At 60.8% G+C, this 12,969-nt stretch carries 13 protein-coding genes; 1 reads left to right on the top strand and 12 read right to left on the bottom strand.

Annotated elements, in window-relative coordinates:
* Position 1: 1 nt before the first annotated feature.
* The 12 genes from fliM to fliE form a co-directional block, all read right to left on the bottom strand.
* Entirely contained in the window at positions 2–973 is a 972-nt protein-coding gene (gene fliM / locus PSTU_RS0108415) for a flagellar motor switch protein FliM (protein ID WP_019340602.1), read from the bottom strand.
* Between the two features lie 12 nt (positions 974–985).
* Positions 986–1,516 (bottom strand): flagellar basal body-associated protein FliL, encoded by a 531-nt coding sequence (gene fliL / locus PSTU_RS0108410; RefSeq protein ID WP_019340601.1) that lies wholly within the window; start codon positions 1,514–1,516, stop codon positions 986–988.
* A 202-nt stretch (positions 1,517–1,718) separates the two neighbouring features.
* Positions 1,719–2,960, bottom strand: coding sequence for a flagellar hook-length control protein FliK (locus tag PSTU_RS0108405; RefSeq protein ID WP_019340600.1), 1,242 nt, complete (start codon positions 2,958–2,960; stop codon positions 1,719–1,721).
* Positions 2,961–3,080: 120 nt separating this feature from the next.
* Positions 3,081–3,473: an Hpt domain-containing protein gene (locus tag PSTU_RS0108400; protein ID WP_051127873.1), complete on the bottom strand. Its 393-nt coding sequence runs from the start codon at positions 3,471–3,473 to the stop codon at positions 3,081–3,083.
* On the bottom strand, positions 3,466–5,172 hold the full coding sequence (locus PSTU_RS0108395; protein ID WP_019340598.1) for a fused response regulator/phosphatase: 1,707 nt from the start codon (positions 5,170–5,172) through the stop codon (positions 3,466–3,468). Before PSTU_RS0108395 ends, PSTU_RS0108400 begins: the two co-directional genes overlap by 8 nt.
* Positions 5,172–5,477 carry an STAS domain-containing protein gene (locus tag PSTU_RS0108390; RefSeq protein ID WP_019340597.1) on the bottom strand — a complete coding sequence of 102 codons (306 nt, stop codon included), beginning with the start codon at positions 5,475–5,477 and terminating at the stop codon, positions 5,172–5,174. Before PSTU_RS0108390 ends, PSTU_RS0108395 begins: the two co-directional genes overlap by 1 nt.
* A gap of 173 nt (positions 5,478–5,650) precedes the next feature.
* Positions 5,651–6,103 (bottom strand): flagellar export protein FliJ, encoded by a 453-nt coding sequence (gene fliJ / locus PSTU_RS0108385; RefSeq protein WP_019340596.1) that lies wholly within the window; start codon positions 6,101–6,103, stop codon positions 5,651–5,653.
* A 3-nt stretch (positions 6,104–6,106) separates the two neighbouring features.
* Positions 6,107–7,465, bottom strand: a complete 1,359-nt coding sequence (gene fliI / locus PSTU_RS0108380; protein ID WP_019340595.1) for a flagellar protein export ATPase FliI — start codon at positions 7,463–7,465, stop codon at positions 6,107–6,109.
* The gene (gene fliH / locus PSTU_RS0108375) at positions 7,455–8,243 is read right to left on the bottom strand and encodes a flagellar assembly protein FliH (RefSeq protein ID WP_019340594.1); all 789 of its coding nucleotides are present in this window, start codon (positions 8,241–8,243) and stop codon (positions 7,455–7,457) included. The genes fliI and fliH overlap by 11 nt, the downstream gene beginning before the upstream one ends.
* Before the next feature lie 17 nt (positions 8,244–8,260).
* Positions 8,261–9,277, bottom strand: coding sequence for a flagellar motor switch protein FliG (fliG, locus tag PSTU_RS0108370; RefSeq protein WP_029404681.1), 1,017 nt, complete (start codon positions 9,275–9,277; stop codon positions 8,261–8,263).
* Positions 9,270–11,054 (bottom strand): flagellar basal-body MS-ring/collar protein FliF, encoded by a 1,785-nt coding sequence (gene fliF, locus PSTU_RS0108365; RefSeq protein ID WP_019340592.1) that lies wholly within the window; start codon positions 11,052–11,054, stop codon positions 9,270–9,272. The genes fliG and fliF overlap by 8 nt, the downstream gene beginning before the upstream one ends.
* A 15-nt stretch (positions 11,055–11,069) precedes the next feature.
* Positions 11,070–11,399 carry a flagellar hook-basal body complex protein FliE gene (fliE, locus tag PSTU_RS0108360; RefSeq protein ID WP_019340591.1) on the bottom strand — a complete coding sequence of 110 codons (330 nt, stop codon included), beginning with the start codon at positions 11,397–11,399 and terminating at the stop codon, positions 11,070–11,072.
* 303 nt (positions 11,400–11,702) lie between these two features.
* Here fliE and PSTU_RS0108355 point away from each other — a divergent pair, with 303 nt between their 5' ends.
* A complete protein-coding gene (locus PSTU_RS0108355) occupies positions 11,703–12,890 on the top strand; it encodes a benzoate/H(+) symporter BenE family transporter (protein ID WP_019340590.1) in 1,188 nt (395 codons plus the stop codon).
* Positions 12,891–12,969 lie beyond the last annotated feature (79 nt).

The raw sequence follows: 12,969 nt of genomic DNA, 5'->3' as shown, positions 1-12,969 counted from the left end.
ATCAACGTGGTCGCAGTACGGATTCGAGCACTTGCAGGGCCAGGTTGCCCTTGTGCGCACCCAGCTTGACCTTGAACGCCGGCATGCCATTGGCGCGCATGATCATGTCTTCGGGCATTTCCACCGGGATCACATCACCCGGCTGCATGTTGAGAATCTCGCGCAACTTGAGCTGGCGCCGCACCACCGTCGCGCTGAGCGGCACGCTCACATCGAGCACGTCCTCGCGCAATGCATTGACCCAGCGCTCATCCTGATCGCTGACGTCGGACTGGAAACCGGCATCGAGCATTTCGCGAATCGGCTCGATCATCGAGTAGGGCATGGTGATGTGGAAATCGCCACCGCCGCTTTCCAGCTCGATATGGAACGTCGATACCACCACCACTTCGCTGGGACTGACGATGTTGGCCAGCGCCGGATTCACCTCCGAATGCACGTACTCGAAGTTGACGTCGAGCACCGCGTGCCAGGCTTCCTTCAGGTCGACGAATGCCTGATCCAGGACCATTCGCACAACACGCAGCTCGGTGGGTGTGAATTCACGACCCTCAATCTTGGCGTGCCGACCGTCACCACCAAAAAAGTTATCGACCAGCTTGAACACCAGCTTGGCGTCGAGGATGAACAGCGACGTGCCCCGCAGCGGCTTGATCTTCACCAGATTGAGACTGGTCGGTACATACAGCGAATGTATGTACTCACCGAATTTCATCACCTGCACGCCGCCGACAGAAACGTCTGCCGAGCGGCGCAGCAGGTTGAACATGCTGATGCGTGTATAGCGGGCGAAACGTTCGTTGATCATCTCCAGGGTGGGCATGCGCCCCCGAACGATTCGGTCCTGGCTAGTCAGGTCGTAACTCTTGATGCTGCCCGGTTCGGAATCGCTTTCGGTATCGACCAGACCGTCGTCGACTCCGTGCAGGAGCGCATCGATCTCGTCTTGCGAGAGCAGGTCTTGAACAGCCATCTGAAACGACCCCTATTGCAATACGAAGTTGGTGAACAGGACTTGCTCGATCGCGAGCTTGCCGATTTCCTTCTGCGCCAGCTCCTGAACGCTGGCAGTCGCCTGCTGCCGCAACATTTCCTGGCCGACAGGCGTCGCCAGGCTGGCAAAGTCCTGACTGGAGAACAACATCACCAATTGATTGCGTAACAACGGCATGTGTTCCTTCAATCCGTCGAGCGCTGCTTGATCCCGTGACATCAACGCAACGCTGACCTGCATGTAACGCTGGCGACCATTGGCATTGGTGAAGTTGACAATGAAAGCCGGCGCCAGCACTTCGTAGATTGCCGCTTGTCGCTGGGGCGCGGCATCGGCGCTGGCTGCCTCATCGGCTGGCTTTTCTGCTTCGCCTCGAGACATGAAGTACAAAGTGGCACCCACCGACACTCCAACCGCCAAGAGCAATCCGAGAACGATCATGATGATCAGCTTGAGCTTGCCCTTTCCTTCGGTCGCAGCCGCAGGACTCGGAACGTCCGGTGGTCCTTGTTTCTTTGCCATGCCAAATATCCGTCATCACAAGTGTTTTCACTCGCCTCACACCGATGCGAGCAACTGCTATGCCAAAGTATCGACCAGCGAACAGGCAGCGTAAACGATTGCCATGCTGTGTCCTCTCTTTGCAGACGAATAGTTGGAGCCGCGTGTTGCCGCAAACAAAAAAAACCGGGCGCGAAGCCCGGTTCCGGTCAGCTGGATACATTCACGCGTAGTAATCCACCAGGCCACGGTCGCCACCGGCACGACCGCCGCTGATGTCCATCGTGCCTTGGGCAATCTCTTCTTCCCCCGCAGCCAACGCCCCGGCAACGCCACGGTTACGCGAATCGCCGCCGCTCTCGCCCTGCCAGCCGCGCGACTGGTCAGAAACGTTGACATCCATGGTCATGCCCTGCTGGGCAAAACTGTCACGCAATCGCTGCATCTGGCCCTCCAGCGCATCGCGTACGTTGGCATGAGGGCTCATGAAGGTCACCTGAGTCTGGTCCTTGTTCATGTCGATCCGAACCTCCATGCGCCCCAACTCAGCGGGATCAAGCTGGATCTCGGCCGACTTGAGGTTTTGGCTGGATAGCCACATCACCCGGTCTACTACCGCCTCACTCCAGCCGGACTGCTGCATCTGGACCGGTTGCCCGGGCACCATTGGCGGTCTGTGGATCTGTTGCATCTGGTTCTGCTGCGCGATCGCTTGTGTCAGTGGACTAAGCCGATTGATCGCCGCTTCGCTGGCGCTCGTGCGGCTTTCCTTGGGTGCTTCCAGCTTGTCGAGCAACTCGGCGAAGCCTTCTTCCAGCGAGCTTTCGTCGGTTTCGTCGATCAGCTCGTCAGCCAACAGGCTCGTCGAGACTGCTTCCTGCGCGTCCAGTGTGGGCTCCGTCGCCGCGAGGTTCGCTACAGGGTTCTTCTGAGCGGCGGATTGAATCTCCAGCGCCCGCTGCCCAGCCAGCACCGCTTCGGTTTCCCCTTCGACGTTCTCTGCAGCCGCCTGCGGCGGTGTCAGACCAACGATAAATTCGCTCCCGGCCAGAGGCGACTCGTCGACCGGCTGTTCTGTGCCGGCTTCACCCTGCCCACCCTGCCCACCCAGGCCGAACAGCAGCAGCGGGTCAAGCTCGGCCTCGGGGTTCGACACGCTGTCATCAGCCGTCTCGATGCTGGTGGGCAAGTCTTTGCCGGTTTCAGGCTCTACCGGCTTTTCGCTGCCGCTCGCCTTGTCGGTTTCCTGACTCGACTCCTCGCCGGCCGCCTGGTTCCGGGCTGGCTTCGCCGCCGCATTCTGCGCTTCGGCAGGCTTCCCCTGGCGCTCTTTTGCGTAAACGTTGGCGAAGCTGGAAGCCTCGTCCCGACTGGACTGTGAAGCAGGCTTGGAGGCACTGCCCGCTGACTTAGCGGTAGTGGTCGGCGCCTTGATATTGAGCAAGAGATCGGGGGAAACGGCCATGGATCTTTCCGCTGAGGATGGGGACGTACCCATATTCAAGCAAACTCCGGGCCAGTCGGTAGCGGACAGCGTCCCAGTGAAAGAGCAGCGACCCGCAGCACGTCTGCAGCACGGCGTCGATCAGCCAGGCCCGCCCCAACGCTGGCGTTCGGCGCGATAGAGGATGCGCACGATGGCAAATTCACGTTCGATGCGCTCGAACAGCGCCGGCGCCTCATCGAGTTGATCGCGACTGGCCATTTCCTCCATCTCGCGACAAAGCTCTGCCAGCAGCGCAGCGCCCATATTGCTGCAGCTGCCTTTGAAACTGTGCGCGGCCTGCCGCAAGCTCTCTGCCTGGCCGCTCCGACAGGCCGCATGCAACAGGCGCAGTCGCTCTTGCGAATCGACGAGGAAAGTATCCAGCAGCGCCGGATACTCCGCTTCCATTACGGTCTGTAGAGTTTCCAGCACACTGTCGTCGAGATGCTCGGCCACGGAGTCGCTCCTGGCTGTAAACGGCGAATTATGCATGACCGGACCAATGGAACTCCACGTTGAGTACCTTGCCTTCGGGCTGCCAGTAAAAGCGTTCGCTTAATTGGCGAATCATGCGCAGGCCTCGCCCGCCAAGGCGCTCGCTGCAATATTGCTGATTCAGTGCACGCTGCACGTCGAACCCCGGTCCGCTGTCGCGAACAGCGATGCGCAGAAACCCATTTGCCCCTTCAGACTTGACCGTCAGCTCGATGGACACGAAGCCGTCATCAAGTGCGTCCAGCCGTTGCTGGCGTTCCCGGTAATAGCTGGCGAAGCCTTCTGCGTCGCGCTTGATCGATGAATCGAGCAACAGCACGCCGTGCTCCAAGGCATTGGAGTAAAGCTCGGTCAGCACTGTAAAAATCGTGCCGATACGGTAGCGCAAAGGTGAGATTTGCAGCAGAAGCTGCATCGTCATAGGCAACGGATCGGCTGAGCGCAGGCTGTCAGGGCGCAACTCGAAGCAGGTCGACCAGTCCCTCGGGCGCCGCTCTCGGCTTCCCAGGGGATAAGCATGAAGAGCAGGAAGCGCTGCCGTGCCCGGCTCGGTGAACATGCTGACTTCGACCAGGCTCAAATCGTCAAGTATTTGACCGTGGAAGGCATGCAGTGCCTCCTGGATGTCGTCGAACAGGGTTGCCGGGTTGCTGTTGGCTTCCATCACGGCAAGCAGCCGTTGCTCGCCGAACAGTTGATCGGCGGCGTTTCGGCTCTCCAGCAGCCCGTCCGATAGCAGCAGCAGGCGATCACCCGTCGCCAGCGGCAGCGTCTCGAAGCTGTCATCGAATGACGATGCTTCGCGCACCCCAAGCGGAAGATGCTTCGATCGTAACGGCAACCGCTCGTTGTCCGCTGCCTTGAGCAGATAACCGTCCGGCAATCCACCGTTCCATACGCGCAAAATCCCCTGCTCGAGGCTGATGTCGAGAAAGGTGGCGCAGCAGAACATCTCGACCGGCAGGATCAACTTCAGCTTGGCGTTGATATCACGAAGGATCTGATTACTCGAATAGCCCTTGGCGGTCATTCCGTAAAAGGTCTCGGCTAGCGGCATGGCTCCGATCGCAGCCGGCAGTCCATGGCCCGTGAAGTCGCCGAGCAGCACGAACATCCTGTTGGCTGGCGCATGGGCAGCCAGCAACAGATCACCGTTGAACAACGCACGCGGCGACTGCCGGTAGCGAATATTGGGAGCGTTCAGGCAACCGGCGTGGGCGACCTTGTCAAAAATGGCCTTGGCCGCGCGCTGCTCGTCGAGCAATTGCTGATTGCGCTGGCCGATGAGATCACGCTGCTCCAGCACCGTCGCCTGCAGTCGCCGCAAGCGGTGCATGGCCTGGATCTTCGCTTCCAGAATTATCGGGTTGTAGGGTTTGGCGATGAAGTCATCGCCGCCCGCCTCCAAACAGCGAACCAGCGCTTCATTCTCGGTCAGCGAGGTGAGAAAGATGATCGGCACCAGTTCATTGCCAGCCAGCCGCTTGATCTGTTGTGCCGCTTCGAAGCCGTCCATCACCGGCATCAACGCATCCATCAGCACCAGCTGCGGACGTTCGCGCTCGAACAGGCTGATTGCCTCGGCACCATTGGCCGCCGTGATCACATGATGGCCCTGACGACGCACGATCGTCGCCAACAGCATGCGGTCGGCCGCACCATCCTCGGCGATGAGTATGGAGAGCCGGCCCGACATCAGGCGATCGAGAACAATTGTTCGAAGTTGGATACCGCCAGGACTTTGCGCACGTCAGGGTTGCAGTTGATCAGACGGATATCGGCTTTGTCGCTGCCGCCGTGATCGCGCAGCAAGAGCAGCATGCCAAGGGCGGAGCTGTCGAGATAGGTCGCGCCGTTGAGGTCGACCACATAGCGTCGTGGCGAATTCCCGGCACACTGATAGGCATCGCGAAACGCCTGATGGGTATTGAAATCGAAGCGCCCCTGAATCGTAATGGTCAGCTCCTGTCCATCGGCCGATAGCTGTGAACTGATGGTCATCTAGCACTCCTGATCCGAACGAGGTCGTAGCCTTTCGCCACGGCTGTCGTTATTGCTGGGTTGGTGATGGCCGCTGACTGGCGCCTTGTCCAGCGCCAGCAGCTTCAGTTCCAGCCGCGCTGTTGTAAAGAAGCTGATGAAGATTTAGCACCCAAAGCCCGGTACAGCAAGCTTCAATCCTGCCTGGGCCGGCCCGAGAGCCGCTGGGAAAACTCGTCCAGCAGCTTTTGCTCTCGCTTGTCCGCCGCGGTTCTGGCCTCCTGCAGGTAGCGTTCGACCAGCTTGCGCAGGCCGTCGAGCCGAGCGCGTCGTTGTTGCCATTGCTCGCGAAGCTTATCGAGGTTGTTACGGTGCCAATCCAGGCTGCGCTGCTGTTGTCCGATGGCGGATTCGAGCTGAGAGAGAAAACGCTGATAGTTCATCAGCCACTGGCCAGATACACCCTGGCTGCCTTGCGCCATCCACTGCTGCTGGTAATCGGCAAAGTACTGCCGTAACTCGCCGAGCTTGGTTTCAGCCTGGGCGACTTGCGTCTGGCCCTGCCCAAACAGCTTCGCAGCCTCTCGCTCGGCGCGCTCGGCCATATCGATCACCGGCGCCAGGCGCGCCGCTCGGCTGACCGGCAAGGGTTAGCCTGCGGCCTTGGGATTGAATACGCTGGCCAGCAACGCTTCGCTCTGGGCCAGGTGCTCGGCATCGTTCAGGCCCTGCCGGAGATAACGAATCATTTCCGCCTGGCGGGCGATGGCGAGGTCGGTTTCGGGATCGCCGCCCGGTACGTACGCACCGACGCTGATCAGGTCGCGGCTCTGCTGAAAGCGCGACCAGAGCTGCTTGAAGCGTTGTGCATTGCGCATATGCTCGGCACTGACCACCTGCGGCATAACCCGGCTGATCGAAGCCTCGATGTCGATGGCAGGGTAATGCCCCTCCTCCGCCAAGCGGCGCGACAACACGAAGTGGCCATCCAGCACGCCTCGCGCGGCATCGGCAATCGGGTCTTGCTGATCGTCGCCCTCGGACAAGACGGTATAGAACGCCGTGATCGAGCCACCACCCTCTTCCGCATTGCCGGCACGCTCCACCAGGCTGGGCAGCTTGGCAAACACCGATGGTGGGTAGCCCTTGGTCGCGGGCGGCTCGCCAATGGCCAGGGCAATCTCGCGCTGGGCCTGGGCGAAGCGGGTCAGCGAATCCATCAGCAGCAACACGTTTTTGCCTTTGTCGCGAAAGTACTCGGCAATTCGCGTGCAGTACATGGCCGCTCGCAGGCGCATCAAGGGTGCATCGTCAGCTGGCGATGCGACGACAACCGAACGCTTGATGCTTTCTTCGGTGAGGATGTTCTCGATAAATTCCTTCACTTCCCGGCCACGTTCACCGATGAGCCCGACGACAATAATGTCGGCCTCGGTGAAGCGCGTCATCATGCCAAGCAGGACCGACTTACCGACACCCGTGCCGGCGAACAGGCCGAGACGCTGACCTCGCCCCACGGTGAGCAAGCCATTGATGCTGCGGATGCCGACATCCAGCGGCTCGCTGATCGGGTGGCGTTTGAGCGGGTTGATCACCGGGCCGTCCATGGGCACCCAGTCTTCCGCTTTCATTCCGCCCTTGCCGTCCAGTGCACGGCCAGCGCCATCCAATACGCGCCCCAGCATCGAAGTGCCCATCGGCAAGCGACCGGTATTGGCCAAGGGCACCACCCGCGCACCAGGCGCGATACCGGCGAGGCTGCCGACCGGCATCAGGTAGAGCTTGCCGCCGGAAAACCCCATCACCTCGGCCTCGACCTGGGTCGGATGGTAGCTGTCCTCGTTGATCACCAGACAGCGGCTGCCGACTGCCGCGCGCAAGCCTTCGGCTTCCAGCGTCAACCCGACCATACGCAACAACCGACCCTCGAGGATCGGTTGGCTGGGAAGCTTGATCGCCTCACCGTAGGTTTCGAAGCGCTTGGCGAAGCTGGTGCGATCAAGACGCATCGGGATTTTCCAGGCCTGGATCCAGATTCAGGTGCAGATCGGCCTCGGGCGGGCTGGTGGCGTTCTCGCGCTGCTGCTCGAACAACTGCTTGATGGCCTGCCCGAGGCGAGTCTCGACGCTGGCATCGATGCGGCTCTGCTCGGTTTCGATCCGGCAGCCGCCGGGTAACAGGTCACTGTCCTCGACGATCTTCCAAGTCTCTTCGTGGCGTTCGCGCAGCGCTTTGACCAGGTCGAAATCCTGCGGATTGATGTAGATGCGCACGTTGCTGGCGCCCATGGGGAGCAGCTTGAGCGCCTCGCGCAGCACCTGGCGGATCTGACTGGAATCAATCAGCAGATCGCGTTGAATCACCTCGCGGGCTAGCTGACTGACCAGCGTGACCATGGCGTGTTCAAGGTTGCGATCCTGATCGGCGATGGGTTCGAGCAGCTGCGTCATCAGCTTTTCCAGGCTTTCCAGTCTAAGCGACAATGCCGCCTCGGCCTCCTGCTTGGCCTTCAGCTGACCGGCGTGAAAGCCATCCTTCTCGCCAGTACTGAAACCTTCGTTGTAAGCGTCCTGACGAATCGCCTCGAGCTCATCGAGCGTCAGTGGTTTGACTTCCTCGACCGGCACATCTTCGCTGTGCGCCAGGTCTTCGACTTCAACTGGCCCCTCGCCAACCTCTGGGTCTTCCGGCTCAGCACCCAGTGGGTCAAAGCTCGGCAAGGCCCAGCGATCGAAAATGTTGACGTCTTTCGCGCGAATTACATCGCTGGGGTTTTCCTTGGACATTCAGGTTCTGCGCCTTGCTAGACCATTTCCTCGCCGCCCTTGCCGCCGAGCACGATTTCTCCGGCCTCGGCCATGCGGCGAGCGATAGTGAGAATTTCCTTCTGCGCGCCTTCGACTTCGCTGATGCGCACCGGTCCCTTGGCTTCCAGGTCGTCACGCAGCAATTCGCCGGCGCGCTTGGACATGTTCTTGAAAACCTTTTCCTTGATCGCTTCGTCGGCACCTTTGAGCGCCAATACCAGCACATCGGAGGATACTTCGCGCAGCAGCACCTGGATGCCCCGGTCGTCGACATCGGCGAGATTGTCGAAGACGAACATCAGGTCTTCGATCTGCGACGACAGATCTTCGTCGACATCGCGAATGGCGTCCATCAGTTGGCCTTCAACGGAGCTGTCGAGGTAGTTCATGATGTCCGCGGCGCGCTTGACACCGCCCAGCGTCGCTCGGGTGGTGTTGGCGTTGCCGGAGAACTGTTTCTCCAGGATCAGGTTCAGCTCCTTCAACGCCGCCGGCTGCACGGTGTTGAGCGACGACACGCGCAGCACGATGTCCAGGCGCACCTTGTGGTCGAAGTGCGAAAGCACCTCTCCGGCCTGATCGGGATCCAGATACGCCACCACGATGGCCTGGATCTGCGGGTGCTCGTATCGAATCACGTCGGCGACCGCGCGCGGCTCCATCCACTTGAGACTGTCCAGGCCGCTGGTGTTGCCGCCGAGCAGAATCCGGTCGATCAGGCCGCCGGCTTTGTCCTCACCGAGTGCCTGGGTCAGCATCTTGCGGATATAGCCGTCCGAACCGACCCCGAGGCTGGTCTGGTCGCCCACAATCTCGACGAACTCGCCCATCACCTGTTCAATCTGGTTTTTTTGCACGTTGCGCAGCTGCGCCATCGCCGTGCCGACCTTCTGTACTTCCTTCGGGCCGAGGTGACGCAGCACCTGCGCGGCATCGGCCTCACCTAGCGAGAGCAGCAGGACCGCGGCCTTGTCGACTTTATTCAGCTTGACGGGAACTCGAGCATCACTCATCTGCATTGATCCACTCTTTGACGACCTGAGCCACCCGGCCCGGGTCCTCTGCTACCAGATTTTTGATGGCATTCAATTGCGCATCGTATCCCTCGGTCGGGCTCGGCAGCATGATGCTCTGCGGTCCGCTCAGGCTGACGCGATCGCTCGAAAGCGCACCGTCAATGCCTTCCATATCACCAAGTTCGGCATCGCCGCCCACCGTTTGCAATTCCTTGCTCTTGCCGGCGTTGGTCAGATTGTTCAGCACGGGCCGGAGCACGCCGAACACCAGTACCAGGATGAACAGGACGCCGAGCACCTGCTTGACGATGTCCCAGAACCACGGCTGCGAGTAGAACGGAATGTCGATGAACGTCTCGTCGAGCGAATCAGCAGCAAACGGCGCATTGATTACGCTGACGCTGTCACCACGGCTCGCATCGAAACCGACCGCGTCCTGCACCAGCCGGGTGAAGCGCGCCAGTTCTTCGGCAGTGCGCGGCACCCGAGTCGTGGTCCCGTCGGCGGCGACCGTTACCTGGTCGTCGAGTACCACCGCCACCGACAGCCGACGTAGACGTCCCTGCTGCTGCTTGGTGTAGCTGATCGAACGGTCCAACTCATAGTTGCGGGTCGCCTGTTCGCGCTTGTCTGCGGGGTACGGCGCCAGCATCGGCTGGCCTGTTGCCGGGTCCATGACCTGCTGACCGTTGGCGTCCAGCAATGGTTGCCCCGGCGCGACGGCACCCGCCGCGGCCTGGCCCGCCAACGCATTCTCCGGCGCAGTCGCAGGTCCCGGTGGCTGATTGCTCAGCGCGCCAGGTACGCCCTGCGGGCCGAGGCTGCTTTGACGTTGTTCGCTGACGCTCTGCTCACTGCGCAGCGCCGGCTGATCCGGGTTGAAGGTCTCGGAGGTGGACTCAACCGCGCTGAAATCCACATCAGCAGACACTTCGGCCTTGTAACGACCGCTGCCCAGCACCGGCTGCAGGATGTTGTGCACGCGCTGGGTATAGAGGCTTTCCATGCGCCGGCTGTAGTCGAACTGCTTGCCGGCCATGCTCAGTTCGGTGAGACCTTGCTGGTCAGACAGCAGGTTGCCCTTCTGATCCACCACAGTGATTTGCGACTTGGTCAACTCCGGCACGCTGGTGGCGACCAGGTTGATGATGGCCATCACCTGGCTCGGCTCGAGATTGCGCCCTGGATACAGCTCGACCAGAACCGATGCACTCGGCTTGCGCTCGTCTCGGACAAACACCGAACTCTTCGGAATAGCCAGATGGACGCGCGCGCCCTTGACGTTGTTCAGACTGGAAATCGTACGCCCCAGCTCACCTTCGAGGCCACGGCGATAGCGGGTCGCTTCCATGAACTGACTGGTGCCGAGGCCTTGCTCCTTGTCGAGAATCTCAAAGCCGATGTTGCTGTCGGTCTGGGCGATGCCGGCGCTGGCAAGCTTCAGCCGCGCACGCGCAAGGTCGTCGGCCTTGACCAGCAAAGCGCCGGAATTGGGCTCGACCGTGTAGGAAATATCGGCGGCCGCCAAGGTTTCCATCACCTGGTTGGCGTCCATTCCGGCGAGGCTGCCCAGCAGTGGGCGGTAGTCCGGCTGCTGCGACCAGAGCACTACGGCAAACCCGATGGCAACGCTCGCCGCCAGACCAACCAGCAGGCCGATCTGCCGCAACATCGACATTTCGGAGAGGTTTTCCAGAAAGGACAGGCCCAACAGCGGCTTCTTCGGGACTTCCGAAGCAACCGGCACTGGAACCTTGCTAAGCGCGTCAGCCATTATTCAAACCCTGCCTTAAACCGGCATCTGCATGATGTCTTGGTACGCCTGGACCAGCTTGTTGCGCACCTGGGTCATTGCCTGGAAGGAGACGCTGGCTTTCTGCGACGCGATCATGACCTCGGTCAGATCGATGCCGCCCTGGCCCATCTCGAAAGCGGTGGCCAACTGGTTGGAAGCCTGCTGGGTTTCGTTCACTTTATTGACGGCCTGGCCGAGCATGTCGGAAAAGTTCGGAGCGCCAATTTCTGGGGCCGCCGTCACAGGCTTGGAACGCGCCATTGCATCGGTCTGCATGGCCCGCATTTCCAGCATCAAGCGATTGAATTCGATACCCTGACTCATCATTCCTCCAACGGCTGCGGTTTTTTTGACGCCTCGCAGCAGGCAGAAGAGTAATAGCAACATCGGTGCCAGTGTCCGCCCGACGATTGCTGTGCAGCGTGGAAGCGAAGACGAACGGTGCTGAGAGGGGGCTGGACTGTTACGTTGATCGCGCCACTGGCTGTATCGCGACGCGATGCGCGCAACGTTCTAGCCTGTCGTTTGCGCGCCGACCGGCTCCAGCCGCAGCAGGCTGAACGCTTCACTTTGCCGGAAACCTTCACTCCCGCGTAACCACCGCTCAAGCCAGAACCTAAGCCGACGATGACCGAAATCACCGCCTCACCTCAGCGATTCTTCAAGGACAGTTCGGCTTCTACGGTCGTAGCTGGCTTCATTGCCATGCTGACCGGCTACACCAGTTCGCTGGTGCTTATGTTCCAGGCCGGACAGGCTGCTGGACTCAGTAATGGTCAGATCTCATCGTGGATCTGGTCACTGTCGATCGGCATGGCAATCTGCAGCGTCGGGCTGTCGTTGCGCTACCGAACGCCCGTCGTCATTGCCTGGTCGACGCCCGGCGCTGCGCTGCTGATCAGCAGCCTACCGGGCGTTCCCTATGGCGAAGCCATTGGCGCGTTCATCTTTGCTTCAGCATTGATTGCGCTCTGCGGGATCACAGGCAGCTTCGAACGGCTGATGCGCAAGGTGCCCTCCTCGCTGGCCGCGGCGTTGCTGGCCGGTGTGTTGTTCAACATCGGCATTGAAATATTCCGTGCCGTTGAGGTCCAGCCAATACTGGTGCTGGGCATGTTTTTCAGCTACCTGCTCGCCAAGCGCTTCCAGCCCCGCTATGCCGTGCTGGCGGCACTGCTGATTGGCTGCGGTTTGTCGACGATGATGGGTCTGCTGAATTTCAGTGAGCTGAGTCTGGAAATCGCCGTGCCGGTCTGGACCACTCCGAGCCTGTCGCTCGCTGCCATCTTCAGCATTGGCATTCCGCTGTTCGTGATCGCCATGGCCTCGCAGAACATGCCGGGGCTGGCCGTACTTCGCGCCGAGGGCTATCAGGTTCCGGCCTCGCCATTGATATCGGTAACGGGCATCGCCTCGGTGTTGCTGGCTCCGTTCGGCTCCCACGGCATTCACCTGGCGGCGATCACCATGGCCATCTGCAGTGGGTCGGAGGCGCACCCGGATTCATCCCGGCGCTATACGGCGGCGATCTGGTGCGGGGTGTTCTACGGTATTGCAGGGATCTTCGGCGCCACGCTGGCTGCGCTGTTCGCCTCGTTTCCGGCGGCGCTGGTGTTGTCCATCGCCGCCCTGGCCTTGCTCGGCTCGATCGGTTCAGGCCTGACCCAAGCCATGCAACAGCCCAACGAGCGCGACGCTGCGTTAATTACCTTCATGGTAACGGCGTCGGGGCTGACGCTGTTCGGCATAGGGGCGGCGCTCTGGGGGTTGATTGCGGGCGGGCTGACGCTAGCAATACTCAACAAGCGGGCCTGAAACACCCTTCGCGGTCGAGACCGCTCCCACAGAGCCCAACCCCGCCGCCTTAGCCTCACCCGTGGGAGCGGTCTTGACC

Origin of the sequence: Stutzerimonas stutzeri SDM-LAC, from assembly GCF_000235745.1 — a bacterium.
GTDB lineage: Bacteria > Pseudomonadota > Gammaproteobacteria > Pseudomonadales > Pseudomonadaceae > Stutzerimonas > Stutzerimonas stutzeri_H.
The sequence above is the reverse complement of the archived record's forward strand: the minus strand, read 5'-3'. Positions and strand labels throughout refer to the sequence as shown.